The organism is Klebsiella sp. K5-45 (assembly GCF_030128605.1).
Classification (GTDB): Bacteria; Pseudomonadota; Gammaproteobacteria; order Enterobacterales; family Enterobacteriaceae; genus Klebsiella; species Klebsiella quasipneumoniae.
Genome location: NZ_JAKUZW010000011.1, coordinates 24989 through 46165 on the forward strand (window position 1 = coordinate 24989; position 21177 = coordinate 46165).

Annotated in this window: 20 protein-coding genes; 7 read left to right on the top strand and 13 right to left on the bottom strand. The window is 57.4% G+C overall.

Features of this window, described 5'->3' with window-relative positions; all coding sequences use genetic code 11:
- Positions 1 to 105: 105 nt before the first annotated feature.
- Positions 106 to 966: a glycerophosphodiester phosphodiesterase family protein gene (locus MKS11_RS21755; RefSeq protein WP_087771494.1), complete on the bottom strand. Its 861-nt coding sequence runs from the start codon at positions 964 to 966 to the stop codon at positions 106 to 108.
- A 159-nt stretch (positions 967 to 1125) separates the two neighbouring features.
- Between MKS11_RS21755 and dinB the strand changes: the two genes are divergently transcribed.
- Both dinB and MKS11_RS21765 read left to right on the top strand, forming a co-directional pair.
- Entirely contained in the window at positions 1126 to 2181 is a 1056-nt protein-coding gene (gene dinB, locus MKS11_RS21760; protein ID WP_004204641.1) for a DNA polymerase IV, read from the top strand.
- A 2-nt stretch (positions 2182 to 2183) separates the two neighbouring features.
- Complete coding sequence (locus tag MKS11_RS21765) at positions 2184 to 2630, top strand: GNAT family N-acetyltransferase (protein ID WP_023319792.1); 447 nt, start codon at positions 2184 to 2186, stop codon at positions 2628 to 2630.
- A 48-nt stretch (positions 2631 to 2678) separates the two neighbouring features.
- Here MKS11_RS21765 and pepD read toward each other — a convergent pair whose 3' ends face one another.
- On the bottom strand, positions 2679 to 4136 hold the full coding sequence (pepD, locus tag MKS11_RS21770; protein WP_042937963.1) for a cytosol nonspecific dipeptidase: 1458 nt from the start codon (positions 4134 to 4136) through the stop codon (positions 2679 to 2681).
- Positions 4137 to 4393: 257 nt separating this feature from the next.
- Here pepD and gpt point away from each other — a divergent pair, with 257 nt between their 5' ends.
- The 3 genes from gpt (at position 4394) to crl (ending at position 6658) form a co-directional block, all read left to right on the top strand.
- Entirely contained in the window at positions 4394 to 4852 is a 459-nt protein-coding gene (gene gpt, locus MKS11_RS21775) for a xanthine phosphoribosyltransferase (RefSeq protein ID WP_002889733.1), read from the top strand.
- A 105-nt stretch (positions 4853 to 4957) separates the two neighbouring features.
- Positions 4958 to 6202 carry an esterase FrsA gene (frsA, locus tag MKS11_RS21780; RefSeq protein ID WP_004204644.1) on the top strand — a complete coding sequence of 415 codons (1245 nt, stop codon included), beginning with the start codon at positions 4958 to 4960 and terminating at the stop codon, positions 6200 to 6202.
- 57 nt (positions 6203 to 6259) lie between these two features.
- On the top strand, positions 6260 to 6658 hold the full coding sequence (crl, locus tag MKS11_RS21785; protein ID WP_002889793.1) for a sigma factor-binding protein Crl: 399 nt from the start codon (positions 6260 to 6262) through the stop codon (positions 6656 to 6658).
- A 97-nt stretch (positions 6659 to 6755) separates the two neighbouring features.
- On the opposite strand, the gene csiR is transcribed toward crl, so the two are convergent.
- The 6 genes from csiR to glaH form a co-directional block, all read right to left on the bottom strand.
- Complete coding sequence (gene csiR / locus MKS11_RS21790) at positions 6756 to 7448, bottom strand: DNA-binding transcriptional regulator CsiR (protein WP_004204660.1); 693 nt, start codon at positions 7446 to 7448, stop codon at positions 6756 to 6758.
- A 45-nt stretch (positions 7449 to 7493) separates the two neighbouring features.
- Positions 7494 to 8894, bottom strand: a complete 1401-nt coding sequence (gene gabP, locus MKS11_RS21795; protein WP_004204661.1) for a GABA permease — start codon at positions 8892 to 8894, stop codon at positions 7494 to 7496.
- A 135-nt stretch (positions 8895 to 9029) separates the two neighbouring features.
- Positions 9030 to 10313 (bottom strand): 4-aminobutyrate--2-oxoglutarate transaminase, encoded by a 1284-nt coding sequence (gabT, locus tag MKS11_RS21800; protein ID WP_284109691.1) that lies wholly within the window; start codon positions 10311 to 10313, stop codon positions 9030 to 9032.
- Between the two features lie 12 nt (positions 10314 to 10325).
- A complete protein-coding gene (gene gabD, locus MKS11_RS21805) occupies positions 10326 to 11774 on the bottom strand; it encodes an NADP-dependent succinate-semialdehyde dehydrogenase (protein ID WP_043521477.1) in 1449 nt (482 codons plus the stop codon).
- A gap of 23 nt (positions 11775 to 11797) precedes the next feature.
- A complete protein-coding gene (gene lhgO / locus MKS11_RS21810; RefSeq protein WP_065878132.1) occupies positions 11798 to 13066 on the bottom strand; it encodes an L-2-hydroxyglutarate oxidase in 1269 nt (422 codons plus the stop codon).
- Positions 13067 to 13093: 27 nt separating this feature from the next.
- Positions 13094 to 14071 carry a glutarate dioxygenase GlaH gene (glaH, locus tag MKS11_RS21815; protein WP_025999352.1) on the bottom strand — a complete coding sequence of 326 codons (978 nt, stop codon included), beginning with the start codon at positions 14069 to 14071 and terminating at the stop codon, positions 13094 to 13096.
- Positions 14072 to 14533: 462 nt separating this feature from the next.
- On the opposite strand from glaH, the gene MKS11_RS21820 reads away from it, so the two are divergent.
- Together MKS11_RS21820 and MKS11_RS21825 are read left to right on the top strand one after the other, a co-directional pair.
- Positions 14534 to 14791 carry a YjhX family toxin gene (locus MKS11_RS21820; protein ID WP_002889848.1) on the top strand — a complete coding sequence of 86 codons (258 nt, stop codon included), beginning with the start codon at positions 14534 to 14536 and terminating at the stop codon, positions 14789 to 14791.
- Between the two features lie 57 nt (positions 14792 to 14848).
- Complete coding sequence (locus MKS11_RS21825) at positions 14849 to 15598, top strand: cyclopropane-fatty-acyl-phospholipid synthase family protein (protein WP_087771492.1); 750 nt, start codon at positions 14849 to 14851, stop codon at positions 15596 to 15598.
- A gap of 40 nt (positions 15599 to 15638) precedes the next feature.
- Here MKS11_RS21825 and MKS11_RS21830 read toward each other — a convergent pair whose 3' ends face one another.
- The 5 genes from MKS11_RS21830 to MKS11_RS21850 form a co-directional block, all read right to left on the bottom strand.
- Positions 15639 to 16277 (bottom strand): glutathione S-transferase family protein, encoded by a 639-nt coding sequence (locus tag MKS11_RS21830; protein ID WP_042937970.1) that lies wholly within the window; start codon positions 16275 to 16277, stop codon positions 15639 to 15641.
- 217 nt (positions 16278 to 16494) lie between these two features.
- Positions 16495 to 17757, bottom strand: a complete 1263-nt coding sequence (locus MKS11_RS21835; protein ID WP_004204671.1) for a PTS galactitol transporter subunit IIC — start codon at positions 17755 to 17757, stop codon at positions 16495 to 16497.
- An 88-nt stretch (positions 17758 to 17845) separates the two neighbouring features.
- The gene (locus tag MKS11_RS21840; RefSeq protein ID WP_053810735.1) at positions 17846 to 18841 is read right to left on the bottom strand and encodes a 2-hydroxyacid dehydrogenase; all 996 of its coding nucleotides are present in this window, start codon (positions 18839 to 18841) and stop codon (positions 17846 to 17848) included.
- A gap of 16 nt (positions 18842 to 18857) precedes the next feature.
- Entirely contained in the window at positions 18858 to 19619 is a 762-nt protein-coding gene (locus tag MKS11_RS21845; protein WP_004204674.1) for an SDR family NAD(P)-dependent oxidoreductase, read from the bottom strand.
- A gap of 11 nt (positions 19620 to 19630) precedes the next feature.
- A complete protein-coding gene (locus MKS11_RS21850) occupies positions 19631 to 21169 on the bottom strand; it encodes an FGGY-family carbohydrate kinase (protein WP_040215249.1) in 1539 nt (512 codons plus the stop codon).
- Positions 21170 to 21177: the final 8 nt, after the last annotated feature.

A 21177-nucleotide genomic window follows, 5' to 3' on the forward strand; every position in this document is an offset into this window, starting at 1 on the left:
AGCGGCTTTGGTTTTGTAGGCCGGGTAAGGCGCCAGTCGCCACCCGGCAACAACATGCCAGCAACGTGAGGCCGCTTTCGCGGCCTTTTTTATCCCTTTGCGCTCTTACTGCCAGCTTTTCGCCTGCGCCGGGGAATCGACCATCACGCCGTCAGCGCCCAGCTCCTTCGCCGTACGGTAATCTTCCGCACTGTTGATGCCGAAGAAGATAATCTGCGCTTTGCCCTGTGAGCGGAAGCAATCCATCGCCTCTTTATCCCAGGTGAGCGTCGCCGGGGAGATCCCTTCTCCAAGGGTGAATTTCTCCACCACCTCTACCTTGCGCTTCAGCTCCAGCCCATACCACTGTTCGCCTTCGCGCTGGCTGGCAGGTTGGCACTGATGGCTGAGCGAAATACTGGCGAGCCTGGTGCGGGTTTCGCTACGGGTGACGAAGCGGGGAATAGCCGGCGGCAGCGCGGCGATATAGCGGTCTTCGGTGGAATAGACCCGTACGCGATTGAGGCTGTGCGTGGCTTTTAACACCGCAAGCAGGCGCTCGCCCATCACGGTCGGGTCGGCATCAGGAGATTTAATGTCGATGTAGAAGAACGTGTGCGGCCATTGCTGCAAAACGGCTTGCAGCGTGGGAATGGTGGCCTGCTTGCCGCGCCAGGGGTGGCTGTCATCACCCCATTTCCAGCCGGCATCGACTTTCGCCAGCTCGGCGGCGGTCAAACTGGAAACTTTGCCCTTGCTATTGGTCAATGCGGAAAGATCGCTTGACCGGTAGAGCACCGGCACGCCGTCGCGGCTTAACTGCACGGTGACCCAGATGGCCTCAGCGTTATTCTCCAGCGCCAGCTTGATCGCTGGCAGGGTATTTTCCGGCGCATCGCCGGTGCCGCCGCGGTGGGCAATCAGCTGTGGGGCTGCCCAGGCGCTGGCGGTGGCCAGCAGGCAAAGTGCGGTAAGTATTTTCTTCATGATTACACCTTCCAGATTCATCCGTTAACTTTATGAAAATAAACATAATTCATTGCATTTTTATGTTTTGACCGCTTTTTTAGCCGATGAAATAAAAAAAGCATCAAATTCGCAGCGAGTTTTGCTATGCTGTATGGGTATACAGTGTTGAGTCTGACGATGCGTAAAATTATCCATGTCGATATGGACTGTTTCTTTGCGGCGGTGGAGATGCGCGACAACCCGGCGTTGCGCGATATCCCCCTCGCAATAGGCGGCAGTCGGGTACAGCGTGGCGTGATTAGTACCGCGAACTATCCTGCGCGCAAGTTTGGCGTGCGCAGCGCTATGCCGACGGCGACAGCGCTCAAGCTGTGCCCGCATCTCACACTGCTTCCCGGCCGCTTCGATGCCTACAAAGAAGCCTCGAACCATATCCGCGAAATATTCTCCCGCTACACCTCGCGCATTGAGCCGCTGTCGCTGGATGAAGCCTATCTTGACGTCAGCGACAGCGTGCATTGTCACGGGTCGGCCACCCTGATAGCCCAGGAGATCCGCGAAACCATTGAACGGGAGCTGCGCCTCACCGCCTCGGCGGGGGTCGCGCCGGTAAAGTTTCTTGCCAAAATCGCCTCTGACATGAATAAACCCAACGGCCAGTTCGTTATCGCTCCCCATCAGGTGGCTGAGTTTGTGCGGGCGCTGCCGCTGGCGAAAATACCCGGCGTCGGGAAGGTATCGGCAGCGAAGCTGGAAAATATGGGCCTGCGTACCTGTGGCGATGTGCAGAACAGCGATCTGGCCATGCTGCTTAAGCGCTTCGGTAAATTTGGCCGTATTTTGTGGGAGCGCAGCCACGGGATTGATGAGCGGGAAATCCATAACGACCGGCAGCGCAAGTCGGTGGGCGTGGAGCGCACCCTGGCGGAAGATATTCACGAATGGCCGGAGTGCGAAGCGATAATCGAAAACCTCTACCCGGAGCTGGAGCGCCGGCTGGCGAAGGTTAAACCGGACCTGCTGATCGCCCGTCAGGGGATTAAACTGAAATTCAATGACTTCCAGCTGACCACCCAGGAGCACGTCTGGCCGCGGCTGAACAAAGCGGATCTGATTGCCACCGCGCACAAGGCCTGGGATGAGCGCCGTGGCGGACGTGGCGTGCGTCTGGTTGGGCTCCACGTAACGCTGCTCGATCCGCAGCTGGAAAGGCAGCTTTTATTAGGGATTTAACCATGCACATTCGCCCTTACCACGACAGCGATTTACCACTGCTCTGCCAGATCTTTCTGCGCGCGGTGCGGGAAACGGCCAGCCGGGACTATACCCCGGCGCAGATTGCGGCCTGGGCGCAGGTGGATGAGACGCGATGGCGGCAAAAGCTGGCTGATTCAATCGGGCTGGTGGCGGAAGTAGAGCATCAACCGGTTGGCTTTATCACCGCCATCGGGACGCATATCGATTTACTCTTCGTCTCGCCGGATCATGGCCGGCAGGGTATCGGCGGCGCGCTTATCGAGGCGCTCTGCGCTCAGTATCCTGCGCAAATCCTGACGGTGGACGCCAGCATTACGGCAAAACCCTGTTTTACAGCCCATGGCTTTAAGGTGGTGGCTGAGCAGCGGGTAGCGGCGCGCGGAGAGTGGTTTATTAACTACCGGATGGAAAGCGCGGGTCGCTAAGGTGAGGCGGGTGAAAAACCGGCGGCGGACTGCCGCCGGTGGTGGTGCTTATTTAGCCGGAATGGCTTTCAGCAGCTCGGTCAGCAGCGTCCAGTACTGGCCGACGCTTTCGATATGTACCTGCTCATCCGGAGAGTGCGGACCGGTAATGGTCGGCCCGATGGAGACCATGTCCATTTCCGGATACGGTTTTTTGAACAGGCCGCATTCCAGACCGGCGTGGATGATCTGGATGTTCGGCGTCTTGTTGAACAGACGCTGATAGGTCTCGCGCACCAGGTGCATCACCGGCGAATTGGCGTCCGGTTGCCAGCCAGGGTAAGCGCCTTTGGCTTCGGTTTTCGCCCCCGCCAGCTTACCCAGAGAATCCAGCATGCTGACCACGTAGTCTTTGCCGCTGTCGATCAGCGAGCGGATCAGGCAGTGGATCTGTACGTTGTCATCGGTCATGGTGACGACGCCGACGTTCAGCGAAGTTTCCACTACGCCTTTCGCCACGTCAGAGTTGCGGATAACCCCGTTCGGCGTGGCGTTCAGCAGGCGGATGAAACCGTCGCGGGAAGCCTGAGTCAGCGCCGCTTTGTCGTTATCGACCGCTTCCACGAGCACCACCAGGTTCTTCTCTTTGGCCTCCAGCTCGTTTTTCAGCAGCGCCTGGTAAGTATTCACCAGCGCTTTCAGCGCATCGGCTTTATCCGCGGCGACGGCGACAGTAGCGTAAGCTTCACGCGGGATGGCGTTGCGCAACGTGCCGCCGTTGAAATCGACCAGACGCAGATCCAGCTCATCGGCGTGGCCGGCGAGGAAGCGCGACAGCAGCTTGTTGGCGTTACCCAGACCAAGGTGAATATCACCGCCGGAGTGGCCGCCTTTCAGCCCTTTTAAGGTGACTTTAAAGCTCTGGAACCCGGCCGGAATCGCTTCGCGGGTCAGCGCCAGGTTAGAGGTGAAATCGATCCCGCCGGCGCAACCCATGTAGATTTCGCCTTCTTCTTCGGAGTCGGTGTTGATCAGGATATCGGCCTGCAGCCAGTTGGCCTGCAGACCGAAGGCACCGTCCATGCCGGCTTCTTCGGTCATGGTCAGCAGCACTTCCAGCGGGCCGTGAGCGACGCTGTCGTCGGCCAGTACCGCCAGTGCGGACGCCATCCCGATACCGTTGTCCGCGCCCAGCGTGGTGCCGCGCGCTTTCACCCATTCGCCGTCAATGTACGGCTGAATCGGATCTTTGGCGAAGTCGTGGACGGTGTCGTTATTTTTCTGCGGCACCATATCGAGGTGCGCCTGCAGCGCTACCGGCTTACGGTTTTCCATACCGGCAGTCGCGCCTTTACGAATCAGAATGTTGCCAACCTGGTCGCGTTCCGCGTGTAAGCCTTTTTCTTTTGCCCAACCCATAATGTGCTCGGCGAGCTGTTCTTCGTGATAGGACGGGTGCGGGATGGAGCAAATCTTGGCAAAAATATCCCAAAGCGGCTGCGGGGATAGTTGAGACAGTTCAGACACGGTAAGTCTCCTTACAGACTCCTGCATACAGCGGTTGCAGGACGAGGGTTAGCGTTAAAATACACAACAAGCCCGGGCTTGCGCGATGGGGTTGAGAATACCACTTTCCACCGCCGCAGGTAGTGTAAACAACGCAAAAAGCGTTGCGCAAACCGCTTAACACTGGTTTTTAGTGCGTCAGATCTCTATAATCTCGCGCAACCATTTTCCCCCTCGAACATTATTTAAGCCGTATTACACAGGCTGGGACACTTCACATGAGCGAAAAATACGTCGTCACCTGGGACATGTTGCAGATTCACGCCCGCAAACTGGCCAGCCGTCTGCTGCCGGTTGAGCAATGGAAAGGCATTATTGCCGTTAGCCGCGGCGGACTGGTACCGGGAGCGTTACTGGCGCGTGAACTGGGCATTCGTCATGTTGATACCGTATGCATCTCCAGCTACGACCATGATAACCAGCGCGAGCTGAAAGTGCTGAAACGTGCGGAAGGCGATGGCGAAGGCTTTATTGTTATCGACGATCTGGTGGATACCGGCGGGACCGCTGTGGCGATCCGCGAAATGTATCCCAAAGCGCACTTTGTCACCATTTTCGCCAAACCGGCAGGCCGTCCGCTGGTGGATGATTACGTGGTTGATATTCCGCAGGATACCTGGATTGAACAGCCGTGGGATATGGGCGTGGTGTTTGTACCGCCTATCGCAGGTCGTTAATTCTTCAGGACAGTGCTATTTACCACGCCCGGCTTGCCGGGCGTGGTTTTTTTTATCCTTTAGCAGGTTACAATATCCGGAGTGGCACTACGACGGAGACTGCACATGTCACAGGCTAACCTTAGCGAAACGCTGTTTAAACCTCGCTTCAAACATCCAGAAACCTCTACGCTGGTGCGCCGGTTTTCTGCCGGAAAACCCCAGGCGATGCAGTCAGCGCTGAGCGGCAATCACGTCGATCACTGGTACCGTCTGATCAATCGCTTAATGTGGATCTGGCGCGGCGTAACCCCGCAAGAGATTCTCGATGTGCAAGCGCGCATTGTAATGAGCGAGGCCGAACGAACCGATCCCGAGCTGTTCGATACCGTTATCGGCTATCGCGGCGGCAACTGGATTTTTGAGTGGGCGAAAGAAGCCATGCAGTGGCAGCAAAAGGCCGGGCAGGAAGCCGATCCTTTGCTGAGCGGCCGCCACTGGCTGCATGCTTCGAACCTGTACAGCATTGCCGCTTATCCGCATATCAAAGGCGATGAGCTGGCGGAACAGGCGCAGGCTTTAGCCAACCGGGCGTATGAAGAGGCCGCCCAGCGGCTGCCTGGCGCCCTGCGCGAGCTGGAGTTTACTATCCCTGGCGGCTCGCCGATAACCGGCTTTTTGCATATGCCGAAAGGCGAGGGGCCGTTTCCGACGGTGCTGATGTGCGGGGGGCTGGACTCGCTGCAGACCGATTATTACAACCTGTATGAAAACTACTTCTCACCGCTCGGCATTGCCATGCTGACCATTGATATGCCCTCCATCGGCTTCTCATCAAAATGGACGCTGAATCAGGACACCAGCCTGCTGCATCAGCACGCGCTGCGCCATCTGGAAAATGTGCCGTGGATTGACCATACCCGGGTCGCCGCCTTCGGCTTCCGCTTTGGCGCCAATATCGCGGTGCGTCTCGGTTACCTGGAGCCGCAGCGGCTGAAGGCCGTAGCCTGTCTGGGGCCGGTGGTCCACGGTCTGCTGGTGGATCCCCTGCATCAGGGGCGCGTGCCGGAGATGTACCTCGACGTGCTGGCCTCGCGGCTGGGCATGCATGACGCATCCGATGAAGCGCTGCGCGTGGAGCTCAATCGCTATTCGCTCAAAACCCAGGGACTGCTGGGGCGCCGTTGCCCGACGCCGATGCTCTCCGGCTTCTGGAAGGATGATCCGTTCAGCCCTGAAGAGGAGTCGCGGTTAATCACCTCGTCATCTGCCGATGGCAAACTGCTGGAGATCCCGTTTAACCCGGTGTATCGCAATTTTGATCACGCATTGCGACAGATCGCCCGCTGGATCAATCATAGATTTGGTTAATTTATTGCTAAATTCTATTGGTTTGGTAAAACAGTTGCATCACTAAAGGAGATCGCAATGACGTTACCGAGTGGACACCTGAAAAGTAAGTTGATCAAGAAATTCACGGCGCTAGGGCCTTACATTCGCGAAGAGCAGTGCCATGACAACCGTTTCTTTTTCGATTGCCTGGCAGTTTGCGTCAATGTTAAGCCCGCGCCGGAGAAGCGTGAATTCTGGGGCTGGTGGATGGAAATGGAAGCACAAGAGTCACGTTTCACCTATAGCTACCAGTTTGGTCTGTTCAATAAAGAAGGGTCATGGCAGGCGGTCGACATTGACGACCCGGAAGTGAGCGACAGACTGGAAAAAACGCTGCGCGAGTTTCACGAGCGCGCGGCAGCGCTGCTGACCACCTTTAATCTGAAGCTGGAACCGGCCGACGATTTCAGCGAGCCGGTTCGTCTGCGGGCCTGATTGATCTACGGATACGATTTCTCCACGCCCGTGCGGCGTGGAGGAGCGTGACGAAGACGTTGCCGGCATCCCCGTACTTTCTACCCCGCCGCCTGACTCACACTACCTGCGGCTGCAGCTTGCCGGCCATCGCCTGCTGAATAATCGGAATCGGAGTCAGTAAGTGCTCGCGCATCAGCGCGCTGGCCTGTTCAGCGTCGCGCGCCAGAATAGCGTCCACCAGAGTCTGATGCTGGACATGCTTATCTTCCAGCATCTCCACCGACAGCACAGTGGTGCGCAGCCAGATGAAGCGGTAGCGGGCCGCCAGGTCGAACAGCCGTTCGCGCATCTGCAGCAGATACTGCGAACCGCAGCCGGCGACGATGGCGGTGTGAAATGCCTGATGGCGCTGGTCCCATTCATCGAGTAAGTGCTCACTCGCTTCGCACGACTCCAGCTTGTTGAGCAGATGGGCGCGGGCCAGCAGCTCGGCTTCCCACTCATCGCCGCCGCGCTCAATGGCGAGGCGCACCAGCATGGCTTCCATGTTGGCGCGCGCGTCGAAGATATCGAGAAGCTCCTGTTCCGACATGGGCGCTACCCGATAGCCTTTCTGATTGACCACCGTCACCAGCCGCTCGGCCACCAGCTGCGAAAGCGCCTCGCGCAGCGGACCGACCCCCAGGGCATAGCGCGAGGTCAACAGGCTCATCCGCAGCTTCTCATCGGGTTGGTAGACCCCGCGGATGATGTCGTTTTTTAACCAACGGTACCCGTCAATGGCCGTCGCCTGGGAAATGGCGGTCATGTTCTTACTCCTGAATACTCTTCCCGGCGGGCGCCGGGAAGAGGGTTAACGCGTATTTTGCAGCGGCAGTTTTTGCCACAATACCAGCTTTTTCCAGCGCGACATAATCGGTACCGTACAAATAATTCCCAATGCTAACAGGCCGGTAGAGATCACCTCCAGCTGCTGCGCCGGACGGAACAGCATCACCACCAACACGAAGGTGATAAAGGCGATCACCAGCCAGGTCAGGTACGGATAGAGCCACATTCTGAGACGGATTTCGCCGCCTTGCGCCTGAAGGATTTTACGCATCCGCAGTTGCGAAACGGCGATCACCAGATAGACCAGCAGAGCGATGGCGCCGGAGCTGTCGATGAGGAATTTAAACACCTTGGCAGGCGCGTAGTAGTTCACCACCACGGTGAGGAATGCCGCGCCGGTGGAGAGCAGCACCGCCACGTACGGCGTTTTGCTGCGGTTGGTCCGCCCCATGATGGCCGGCGCATCGCCGCGGCGGCTCAGGGAGTAGAGCATCCGCGAAGCGGTATACAGCGCCGAGTTCAGACAGCTGGTGACCGACAGGAGGATCACGCCGTCCATAATCAGCTTGGCATAGGGAATATGCAGCAGCTCGAGCACCGAGCGGTAGGAGCCGATGCTCTTCAGCCCCGGCATATTCCACGGGATGAGGGCGACGACGATAAAGATCGAGCACAGATAAAAAATAGAGATACGCCAGATCACCGAGTTAGTGGCGCGCACGATATGTTTATCCGGAGTATCTGATTCGGCGGCGGCAATGGTGACAATCTCCGCGCCCATAAACGAGAACATGGTGATCAGCATCGCGCTGAGCACCGCGCCGAAGCCGTTGGGCATAAAGCCGCCGTGATCCCACAGACGCGAAATGCCGCTCACCTCGGCATAGGGATAAAAACCGGTAATGGCGACCGCGCCCAGTACGATAAACGCCAGAATAGCGACCACTTTGCACAGCGCCAGCCAGAACTCGAATTCGCCGTAGTTTTTGACGCTCAGCAGGTTACTGCCGGTGAGGGCGAGGGTGATGACCAGGGAGAACAACCACACCGGGACGCCCGGCACCCATGAATGCAAAATAATCGCCGCGATATTGGCTTCCAGCGGAATAACCAGGACCCAAAACCACCAGTACAGCCAGCCGATGGTATACCCCGCCCAGCGGCCGATGGCTTTATCGGCGTAGGTGGAAAAGGAGCCGGTATCCGGCGTGGCGACCGCCATTTCGGCCAGCATACGCATAATCATCACCACCAGCAGCCCGGCAAACAGATAGGCCAGCAGCACCGCCGGGCCCGCCTCGGCAATGGCGACGCTGGATCCGACAAATAAACTCGCGCCGATCACCCCGGCGATAGATAACATTGTGACGTGGCGCGACTTCAGTCCCGCCCCTAAATCCTGTGATTGCGACAGTTGCCCCATCATTTACCCTCTCGAAGTGTGTCACCTGGGAGAGCGCCCCGACATTCCCGCGCCGGGGCACGCGTATAATTATTGTTTTGCAGGTCTCGTCTTCATTCCCTTACTAACGTACTTCGTGTCCGCATATCTGTTGTTTTATGCCTGTTTCGCCTCGGTAAAGCAGTCGGCGATGATCTTCAGCCCCTGCTCGATCTGCGCCTCTTCGATGGTCAGTGGCACCAGGATGCGCAGTACGTTGTAGTACGGCCCGCAGGAGAGCAGGATCAGGCCTTTGTCGCGCGCGCGGGCGACGATATCCGCCGTGAGTCTTGCATTCGGTCTGCTGTGGTCGCCTTCTTCAAACAGCTCGATGGCGATCATCGCTCCCAGACCGCGGACATCGCCGATCTCCGGATGATTTTCAGCGATCGCCAGCAGGCCCTGGCGCAGGGTATCGCCGAGCTGGTTGGCTTTTTCCAGCAGGTTTTCCTGCTCGAAAATCTGCAATACCGCCAGGGCGGCGGCGCAGGCGATGGGGTTGCCAGCGTAGGTGCCGCCCAGTCCGCCGGGGGCGATGGCGTCCATCACTTCCGCGCGGCCGGTGACGCCCGCCAGCGGGAAACCGCCGGCGATGGATTTGGCGAAGGTGGTGATATCCGCCGCGACGCCCATCTGCGCCATGGCGAACAGGGTACCGGTGCGGCCCGCGCCGCTCTGAACCTCATCGGCGATGAGCATAATGCCGTGCTCGTCGCACAGGGCGCGCAGGCGCTGCATAAAGGCCGGGGAGGCGGCATAGAATCCGCCTTCACCCTGCACCGGCTCGATAATGATGGCGGCGATATCTTCCGGCGCGGCATCGTTTTTGAAGATGCGATGGATGCTGGCGATCGCCTCGTCATCGCTGACGCCGTGCAGCGCGCACGGGTATAGGGCGCGATAGACGTGGCCCGGCATTAAGCCCATACCGGCGGAGTAAGGATTCACTTTACCGGTCAGCGACAGGGTGTAGTGGGTACGGCCGTGATAGGCGCCGGTGAAGGCGATAGCGCCGCTGCGCCCGGTTGCCGCGCGGGCGATCTTCACCGCGTTCTCCACCGCTTCCGACCCGGTGGTGACCAGCAGGGTTTTCTTGGCGAAATCACCTGGCACCTTCTGGTTCATCTTTTCGCACAGCGCCAGGTAGGGCTCGTAGGCCAGCACCTGGAAGCAGGTATGGGACAGCTTTTTCAGCTGGTCCTCCACGGCGGCGACAATCTGCGGATGCAGGTGGCCGGTATTGAGCACCGCGATACCGCCGGCAAAATCGAGATATTCCCGCCCTTCGACGTCCCACACCCGGCAGTTCTCCGCGCGCTCGGCGAAGATAGGATGGATCTGGCCGACGCCGCGCGGGACCGCGTCGCTGCGACGCGCCATTAATGCTTTATTGCTGTTCATCCGACACTCCTGTTAAAGGCCAATACACATGTATTTGATTTCTAAGTAGTCTTCGATACCGTACTTCGACCCTTCGCGGCCGAGGCCGGAGGCCTTAACGCCGCCGAACGGGGCGACTTCGGTGGAGATAATGCCGGTATTGATGCCGATGATGCCGTACTCCAGCGCTTCGCCGACGCGGAACACGCGGCTCAGATCGCGGGCGTAGAAATAGGCGGCGAGGCCGAACTCGGTATCGTTGGCCTGGGCAATGACGTCGGCTTCATCTTTAAAGCGGAACAGCGGGGCCAGCGGGCCGAAGGTCTCCTCTTTCGCCACTTTGGCGCTGTCGGGAACGTTGACCAGGATGGTCGGCTGGAAGAAGTTGCCGCCCAGGGCGTGCGGTTTGCCGCCGGTGACCACCTTCGCGCCTTTGGCGATGGCGTCGGCAATGTGTTCTTCAACTTTGGCGACGGCTTTCTCGTCGATCAGCGGGCCGGTGGTGACCCCGTCCTGCAGGCCGTCGCCAATGCGCAGTTTTTCCACCGCCTGCTGCAGCTTCTCGGCGAAACGTTCATATACCCCGTCCTGGACGTACAGGCGGTTGGCGCAAACGCAGGTCTGCCCGGCGTTGCGGAACTTCGACGCCAGCGCCCCCTCGACGGCTTTGTCGAGGTCGGCATCGTCGAAGACGATAAACGGCGCGTTGCCGCCCAGCTCCAGGGAGACTTTTTTGATGTCTTTCGCGCACTGCTCCATCAGCTGGCGGCCAATCTCGGTCGAGCCGGTAAAGGAGAGCTTGCGCACCAGCGGGTTACTGGTCAGTTCGCCGCCGACCGCGCCGGCTGAGCCGGTGACGACGTTGAACACCCCGGCGGGGATCCCGGCGCGATTGGCCAGTTCGGCCAGCGCCAGCGCGGAAAACGGCGTCTGGCTGGCCGGTTTCAGGACCATGGTGCAGCCCGCAGCCAGCGCCGGGCCCGCTTTGCGGGTGATCATCGCCGCCGGGAAGTTCCACGGGGTGATGGCGGCGGTAACGCCGATGGGCTGCTTAATCACCAGCAGGCGCTTGTCGGCCTGGTGTCCAGGAATGGTGTCGCCGTAAATGCGCTTACCTTCTTCGGCGAACCACTCAATAAAGGAGGCGGCGTAGCTGATTTCACCTTTGGCTTCCGCCAGCGGTTTCCCCTGCTCGAGGGTCATCAGACGAGCGAGATCGTCCTGATTCTCCATCATAAGATCGAACCAGCGGCGCAGAATGTTCGCCCGCTCTTTGGCGGTGAGGGCACGCCAGGCGGGAAGGGCGCGGTTAGCGGCCTCGATCGCTTGTCGGGTTTCGTCGGCGCCCATTTTCGGCACGCTGCCGAGCTGCTCGCCGTTGGCCGGGTTGGTCACCGCAATCACGTCGCCGTTGGGCGCATCGCGCCACTGACCATCAATCAGCGCCTGCTGGCGAAACAGAGTCATATCGTTGAGTTGCATAATCGCTTCCTGTCTTCAGGGGGTTAACGGGTAAAAGCGGCGTGTAATGTCTCCACGCTACGTGCCGCACGCAGCGTGCGTCCGGGATTGCTCTGGCTGGCCAGCAGGGTCTGCACCTTGCTGACGATATGCGCGCCGATCGGGATAGCCGACGTCGCCGCCGGCGACGGCGCGTTACAGGTGTGAATGGAACGCGCGGTGGTGACAAAGAGAAAATCGTCGATCAGTTTGCCCTGCGGCGACACCGCCTGCGCCCGCACGCCGGCCGGCCACGGGCGCAAATCGCGCAATGTCAGGCTCGGGCAGTATTTCTGCACCAGCCGCAGATAGCCGCTTCTGCACAGCGAATTTTTCATTTCGCCCAGCCCGGAGCGCAGGTTGTTTTGCAGTACCCGGCGAATGCCGGGCGAGGTGAGGATCTCCAGGGTATCGGCCAGCGAAATATCGCGCTTGCGATAGCCTTCGCGCTTCAGGGCCAGCACGGCGTTGGGGCCGACGGTGACGCTGCCGTCGATCATGCGGGTCAGGTGGACGCCGAGGAACGGCATCGCCGGATCGGGGATCGGATAGATCAGATGGTTGACGATCTGATTGTGCTCCGCAGCGAGCTGGAAATACTCCCCGCGGAACGGGCAGATGATAAACCCGGGATCGACGCCGAGCATTTTCACCAGTCGATCGGCCATCAGCCCGGAACAGGTAATCAGCGTCGAGGCCTCATACTCGCCGCCCTGGCGGGTGTGGACGACCACGCCGCTGGCGTGTTCTTTCAGGGCGCTGACTTCGGCGTTGTAGACGATGGCGCCGCCTTTCGATTCGAAGTTCTTCGCCATCGCCGCCGCCACGTCGCGGTAGCTGACGATGCCGCTGGAAGGGACGAAGATCCCGCCGAGCCCGGTAATGTTCGGTTCGCGCTCGCGCAGCTCCCCGGCGCTCAGCCATTCCCGCTGCAGGCCGTTGGCGGCGGTGCGATCCCACAGGGCGCGCATCCGCTCCATCTCCAGCGGCGAGGTGGCGACCAGCATCTTGCCGCAGACGTCATAGCGGATGCCGTTCTGCTCGCAAAAGGCCTTGGTAGCGCGGTTGCCGGCGAGGCAAAACTGCGCCTTGAGGCTGCCGGGGGTGTAATACACCCCGGCGTGGATCACGCCGCTGTTGTGGCCGGTCTGATGGCAGGCCGGGCCGGACTCTTTTTCCAGCAGCGCAATGCGGGCGTCCGGGTAAATCTCAATTAACTGCATGGCGGTCGACATGCCGATGATGCCGCCGCCGATAATCACGAAATCATACATCCGCTCAATTCCTTCGCCTGAAAACCCTTATTGATGAGTCTGGTAATGATTCGTGGAATACGCAAAGTAGCCGCGCTGGCGCATCAGCTCGCGGCGCAGGTCCGGGTGCGGCGTAAAGCGGTCGCGGCCGTGCAGCCAGAACAGGTTGTTAATCAACAGAAATTTGCCTACCGGCACCGGTATAGAAAGAATGTTTTTGCTGGTCTCCAGCGCGTCGGAGAGGCGGCTCAGCCAGGTGCCTTCTTCGAAATCTTTCGGCTGGACGAACTGGTCGATATAGCGCATCACCGGGCGACCCAGCTGGTCGACGTCGAACACCGGGTGGAAAACATCTTTGCTGACGTTTTTGCTCGGCGGCGCGGCCCAGCGCATCGGGCGGCGGGCGAGCGGGTCGCGGAAGAATTCGTCGAGGTGCTCCCAGTCGTCGAGATGCAGCAGCAGGGAATTGCCGCCCTGCATGTTCTGCTCGTCGATCTTCATCATTAGCACGTAGTCGGTTTGCTCTTCGACGTAGGTACCGTCGTTGTGAAGCTCCATCACCCGGTGCGGCTGGCGCAGGTAGCTGTCGGAATTATCGACGTTTTTCACCACGAAGCGGGCGTAATACTGGCCGCTCATGGCATCGAAGTTGGAACGGCCAATCAGGTGGGCGACGGCGGTGGCCAGCTTGACCATCTCTTCGGCCTGGCTGACGTTATCGATCCCTTCGCCGTTGATCAGCAGCGCGCCTTCCGCGCGATCGAGCAATGTTTTGATCAGCAGCGGCTGCAGCTGGTTGCCGCACAGATCGTCGAGGATCTTGCCCACCTGGAAGCGTAAGAAAGATTTGTACTCCAGCGCCTGCACCGGCCACTGCGCGACCTGCTGCAGAAACTGGGTGGTGGTGTCCGCGGAAAAGGTGAGCTCCAGCAGGCGCGGCGACTGGGCGGAAGGGGAGACGGTAAAGCCAGGGTATTGCTGGGCTAACGGCGCGGGTGTCGGTTTTACTGCGGTCAGGGCGTTCATCAGGATCGTTCCTCGCTGTAAGGTCAGGGTGATGTTCATTTCGTAGCCATAAATTAAAAATATCTACATTTTTATAAAATGCGTACGAAATAGCCTTTTTGTTTCCATTTTGTGATCTGACAACAATTATTTAACAATGCGGGAGGGGGATAAGGTGGTGGTGAAAGTTGAGGAATAGAGCGAGCGGCGGATAGCGCAAAAAATGGGGGTAGGCTGACGGGAAATCGTAATACCGGTCACAGTTTTTAATCTGCACAATACCCTTACCAGATGAAGGTGTTAATATTCAGCCGGTAAATACCTTTCAATGCTCACCGAGGCTTCGATGCTGGAGAATGTCATTATCAGATAATCAGCTTCCCGACCTGCCCAGGCCGGACTGATTATCGCTGCGCTTAAACCTTACGCACACACCTGCGGGTGTAGGCATGTTTTCGCACATGATAATGAACAGGTTTCAGTATGAATTTATCCCGTCAGGAACAACGGACCTTACACGTACTCGCCAAAGGTGGCCGTATTGCGCACGTCCGCGATACCTCCGGCCGCATTACCGCCGTCGAATGCTACACCCGGGAAGGGCTGTTGCTGAGCGACTGTACCCTCGCGGTCTTCAAAAAGCTCAAAACCAAAAAGCTGATTAAGTCGGTGAATGGCCAGCCGTACCGGATCAACACCACCGGTTTGAATAACGTTCGCGCACAGGCGGACAACCGCTGATACAGCGACCCGGGCAGGGTCGCTGCCCGGGCGTATGGCTCTCAAGGAGAAACACCCATGATCGATATCCCTCGCATTTTTACTATCAGTGAAAGCGAACACCGTATTCATAACCCTTTTACCCCGGAAAAGTACGCCACGCTGGGACGGGCGCTGCGAATGGCGCCGGGCGCCACCATTCTTGACCTCGGCAGCGGCTCCGGCGAGATGCTCTGTAGCTGGGCGCGCGATCATCAGATCGTCGGCACCGGGGTGGACATGAGTCTGCTATTCAGTCAGCAGGCGGCCGCCCGGGCAGAGGCGCTCGGGGTGAGCGACCGGGTGACCTTCATACACCAGGATGCCAGCGGGTATGTCGCCAGTCAGCCGTGCGATATTGCCGCCTGCGTGGGGGCAACGTGGATCGGCGGCGGAGTGGCAGGCACGATTGCGCTGCTGAAGCAGAGTCTTAACCCAGGCGGCATGCTGCTTATCGGCGAGCCATGGTGGCGCAAACGCCCCGCCACTGCGGAAGAAGCGGTTGCCTGCGGCGCGCAGTCACCCGATGACTTCCTGACGCTGCCGGCGCTGGTCGCTCACTTTGGCGAACTAGGCTATGACGTGGTGGAGATGGTGCTGGCCGACCAGGAGGGCTGGGATCGTTATGAAGCGGCGAAATGGCTGACGATGCGCCGCTGGCTGGAGGCCAATCCGCACGATGACTTCGCGCCGGAGGTTCGCCAGCAGTTGACCACTGCGCCGCTACACCACGTCACCTGGACCCGGGAATATCTCGGCTGGGGCGTGTTTGTCCTGATGGCGCGTTAACCGGTATGTCGGTAGCGTCAGGAGGCGCTACCGACCATTTTCAGACCTTCAGCTCGTCGTAGCTGACCATGACGTGCTGGCGAAAGGCGGGCCGTGCGGTTAGCCGTGCATAATACGCCGCAAGGTGGGGGAGGGGACGACGGGTGATATCGATTGCAAAGTAGCGGTACAGCACATGGCCAAACTGGATATCGGCCAGGGTGAACGTATCGCCCACCAGATAGCGACTGCCGGCGAGACGTGCCTCGGCAACCGCCAGCTTTTGCTCCAGGGCCGTCACCGCCGCGGCGATGGCCTGCGGATCCCGCTCGGCGGCGGGCGTGCGCACCACGCGCCAGAACACCGGCGCCGTAAAGCCGAGGGCGATATTCTGCTTTGACCACTCGGCCCAGCGATCAACCTCAGTACGAGCCAGCAGTTCGCCCGGCCAGAAGGCGTCGTCGGCGTAGCGACTGGCTAAATAGCGAAGGATCGCGCCGGTTTCCCACAGCGGCGGATTTTCGTCATCCTGCAGCACTGGCACCGTACGATTGGGATTGAGCTGATAAAACGCCTCGCTGTCGGTACCGCCATAGCGATGCCCCACGTCGAACCGGAGATAATCCAGCCCAAGCTCGCCAACACACCACATCAGCGCCTGCACGTTAGAGGAGGTTTTTCGGCCCCAGATGGTCAGCATCGGGATCTCCAGAGAATAATGAAAGAAGGAGCATAGCAGGTTGGGTTGAAAAGAGGAGGGGGCACAAAAGAAATGAACCACCTCGCCGCGCAGGGGGCGGACGCGCTGGTCAGATGTTCAAACCAGGGGCGTAGCTGAGCCAGCTATTCAGTGCACAGTATAAGAGGAAGAAACAGAGGGCAGCAGTTTGCCCTCTGTTTACTTGTGTGGTCTTGTACTAAGGTGTGGCGCTAAAAAACTCGCCAAACTTGACGGCCAGCCAGCCGACAGGCGTCGTGGCGCCGCCGACGATATTGGTGATCTCGGCCATCCCTTCCGGCACTGGAATATGCGAGTTCACCGCCGCCTGAGTGTATTCTTGCGAAATGTCCGTCCCGACATACAGGATGCAGGTCACGATCAGGGTTCCGGTTATGAACATGCGGAACATATTTCGTTTACAGAACGGCGTAACCATTGCCAGCAGGAACATTAATGAAGCCAGATCGACAAAGGGCAGTACGCGGTTGCCGGGCAGAATGATAGACAGCACCACAGCCATAGGGATTAACAGCAGACCGGTCGCCAGTACCGAAGGTTCACCGATCAGTAACGCCGTATCCATCCCGATGTAAAAATCGCGCCCCGGGAATTTAGCCTTCAGTTTTGCTTCAGCGGCATCACGGACAATCAACAATCCCTGCACCAGAATTTCAATCATTTTAGGCAGTAGCAGCATGGCGGCTGAAACCTTAATGGCCAGTGAAACGGCAGCAGAAACGTCATATCCCGCCAGGAAGGCCAACAGCAGTCCCAGCACAAATCCCAGGGTAAGAGGCTCGCCAAAAACGCCGAATTTTTTATTAATACTTTCCGGATCGAAATTGATTTTATTGATAAGCGGGATCTTATCAATGATGTAATTACAGGCAATGCCAAACGGCACGTAAGCTATACAGGTAAGATGTGGGAATGATATCCCTTTAAGATTATAGTTTTTTTGTAAATATGGAGCCGTTAAATCTGCCGCCAATAGCGTCAACACAAAAATAGCGAATGTAATACCGACCGAAAGCCAGTAATTTCCCGTTCCGGCATAGACCACAGACCCCATGATCAGGAAAATCCAGTAGTTAAAAATATCGATATTCACCGTTTTGGTTAATTTCAACAGAAGCATAGCCAAGTTGATGACGATAAAGCCCACCACGACGGGCAGCATCAGCGGCGAACCCCAGCCAATGGTCGATGCGGTAGGCCAACCGGTATCAACGACCGTTAACTGCAGGCCGATACGCTCAACCATCGCCTGCGATGCGGGGCCCAGATTTGTCAGCAGCAGGCCAATCACCAGCCCCACCCCTTCAAAACCAATGCCTACCAGCATTCCTGCTTTAAATGCCGTACCGATTTTAACGCCAAAGCAAAGCGCGATAATAAAGAATATTACTGGCATCATTACTGATGCCCCCAGACTAATAATGCTGTTGATAATATCCATAATGATTCCTTAAAAGGCGGGCGAATTGGGCACGAGTTAACCCGTGCCCTTTGGGCCCTGTTAATACCTTTAATGGTTCTTTTAGTATTTAACTGAGTTTCTTTAAAAGGATCTCAGCGAAGAGTTTGGGCGAATTACTGAATGCGTCAATGGTACTCCCGGCAATATGCGGCGTAATGGTCACGTTATTCAGTGTATAGAATGCACTGTCGTCAGGGAGTGGCTCGTCATCAAAGGTATCAAGCGCGGCGCCCATGATTTGCCCGGATCTGAGCGCATCAATCATCTCTTTTTCATTGATTAACCCGGAGCGTGCCGTGTTAACAATGATGGCACTGCGCTTCATTAGCGCGAAATGGTGTGCGTTAATCAGATTTTCGGTTTCCGGCGTCAGGCGAGCATGTAACGAGATAACGTCGGCGCGTTGTACCAGTTCGTCCAGAGAATCGACTTTCTCATAACGTTCATGGTCTGCAACGTACTTATCGTAAAAGATAATCTCCGTGCCAAAGCCGCTGAGAAATCCCGCGACCAGTTGGGCAATATGACCGAGGCCAACCAGCCCCACGACTTTTCCGCCAAGCTCCGGGATCGCCTGATGGTTCGGACTGTCTTTACGCCAGTATTTGTCACGCAGGGCATCGTGTGAACGGGCGATATTGCGCATTTCCGCCAGGATCATGCCGACCGTGAATTCGGCGACGCTGCGAGCGTTACGCCCCGGTGTGTTTATCACCTCAACGCCCCGGGCGTTCGCCACCTGAAGATTCACGTTTTCCACGCCACCGCGGAGCACGCCTACATATTTCAGCTTTGGTAGTTTATCGAACACCGCAGTATTGACGGGGGCAAACTGAGTGATCAGGATGTCAATATCATCCGTTCCCTGAAGCAGCGCTTCCGGTAAGGCCACCGCTTCTGCTCCTTCCTGTTCAACCCGCAGATTATCTTCCTGAAGTTTCTCAACGGAGTCATGTGACCACTCGCGTATTTCCACTTCAATTCCCTTATCCCTGAGCGCTTTTAGTCCTGATTCCATCATCGCTGCATTGATAAACAGATCGGCAATTGCCAGACATTTCATAATGATTCTCCCTAGATTAACGCATCAACATACCGCCGGTAACGTCCAGAGTTGCTCCCGTCATATAGCTGGTCTTAGGAGAAACCATGAAGACTCCGATGTCGGCAATTTCTTGCGGCTGGGCCACGCGGCCCACCGGAATACGACTGACGTAATAGTCAGGGTTTTGCTCAATGTTCTTACGGATCATCGCAGTATCCATGATCCCGACGGCGATATTGTTCACATTGATTTTTTGTTTGGCGACTTCCCGCGCCAGAGAGATAGCAAAGGCGACCAGGCCGGCCTTACTTGCCGCGTAGTGCGCATGTCCCGTCGTGGAGCCGTGGAACGCGGCCTGCGAGGTAATATTCAGAATGCTGCCCATCTGGTCATGCTGCAGGCAGTGATTTACAAACAGCTGGCTGAGATGGAAGATGGCTTTCAGATTGACATTCATCACCAGATCCCAGTCCTGCGGGCTGATCTCGGTGACGTAGCCGCTCAGCCAGATCCCGGCGTTATTCACCAGAATGTCGGCTTTGCCCAGTCTGTCGATACAGGTGGCAAACAGATTTTCCCGGCTCTGCTCGTCAGAGAGATCGGTTTTGACCGCAATGATCTCTACGTTCGCGCTGGCCTTCACCGTTTCGATCAGCCGTTCGGGATGCTCTTCCTCACGCATATAGGTAAAGCAGATATTGACGCCTTCTTTAGCGAGAGAAAGAACAAACTCTTTCCCAAGGCCGGTTGCGCCGCCTGTCACGATGGCCGTACGATTCGTTAAATTCAGATCCATTTTTTCCTCACTTAGTGCGCGATGTAGTTGCTGCAGCTTTTCCACGGCGACTGCATTTCTGATAACAGGTTTTTATAAAGCTGGTATTTGGTCTGGTAGACCCGGTGGTTTTCCGGATTAGGGGAGACGGTGCGTGAGACATGGACCATGTCGTTTGAGGCCGCAAATACCTCTGCAAACCAGCCCACCATAACGGCGGCGGTCATCGCGGTACCCAGGGTCCCGTGCTCTTTGACGTCAACGATTTCCAGCGTGGCCTGGAAGATATCGGCGAATATCTGCAGCCAGACCGGGGAGTTCGTGACGCCGCCAGCAATACGAATAGTGCGGCTTAACTTCGGGTTAATATTGCGTAAGCGCTCGGTGTGGTAGAGATGGCTGAAGGCCACGCCCTCATAAATCGCCCGCAGAAAATGGGCTTTTTTATGGAAGCTGTTGACACCGATAAAGCCGGCCGAGGCGTCGGGAATGGTGTTAGAGCCAAACACGAACGGAAAGAACAGCAGGTGACTTTCATCCGGCGTCGTTGATGAAACCAGCTTATTGCACAGGTCATAGACCGACGATCCTTGTTCGGCGGAGGTTTTCCGGTCGCTCTCCATAAAGTTGTTAATAAACCACTCCAGGTTGCTCGCGGAGGTGGGGCTGGCCTCGGTGATGAGCCATTTACCTTCAATGGGATAAATGGAGGTCATAAACAGATCTTTATCAATAACCGGGTGGTCGGTAACGTATTCGTTTATGCTCCAGGTGCCGGTGACGATCGCCATCTTATCGAGACTGTTAATCCCCGAGGCAATGGAAGAGGCCGAGATATCAAACACCCCGCCAGAAACCGGCGTACCTGCGCATAAACCGGTCAGACGGGCCACGTCGTCAGTGATTTTTCCGCAGCATTCTGTTGAGCGTTTGATGGGGGGCAATTTGTCCCGCAGTTCATCAAGTCCCCACCATGCCAGTAGTTCATCGTCATACTGGCAGTCACGTACGTTGATCAGGTTGGTCCCTGAGATATCGGTCAGCTCAAGAAAAGCCTCTCCGGTCAGGTAAAAACGGATCAGGTCCTTGACCATAAAAATATAACGCGCTTTTTGCAGCGTCTCGGGCTCGAACTCCTTCAGCCATGCCAGCAGGGCGACAGGTTGTCCGGCCCAGATGGACTGCATTGTTTTTGGCAAAATGTCGGTAAGGAATTCTGGCGAGCGTTGCCATCTCTCAACGTACTCTTTTGCCCGGCTATCGGTGGATATAATGCCGTTACGCACCGGGTGACCTTCTTCGTCGACCAGATACAGACCGTTACCATGACCGGTGACGGCCACTCCTTTTATCTGGCTGGCGTCGATACCTGATTGCGCAATCGCTTTTTTAATCACTTCGACATTAGCGGCCCACAGCTCATCGATACTGCGCTCTGTGTGGAATTCCCGGGGTGTCAGCATCTGTGTGGATTTTGAGGCGATGGCGAGCACCTGTCCTTTACGGTCATAGATGGCTGCCTTGGTGACGGTTCCACCATTGTCGATGCCCATGACGTATTCATCTTTCATTCGCGTGG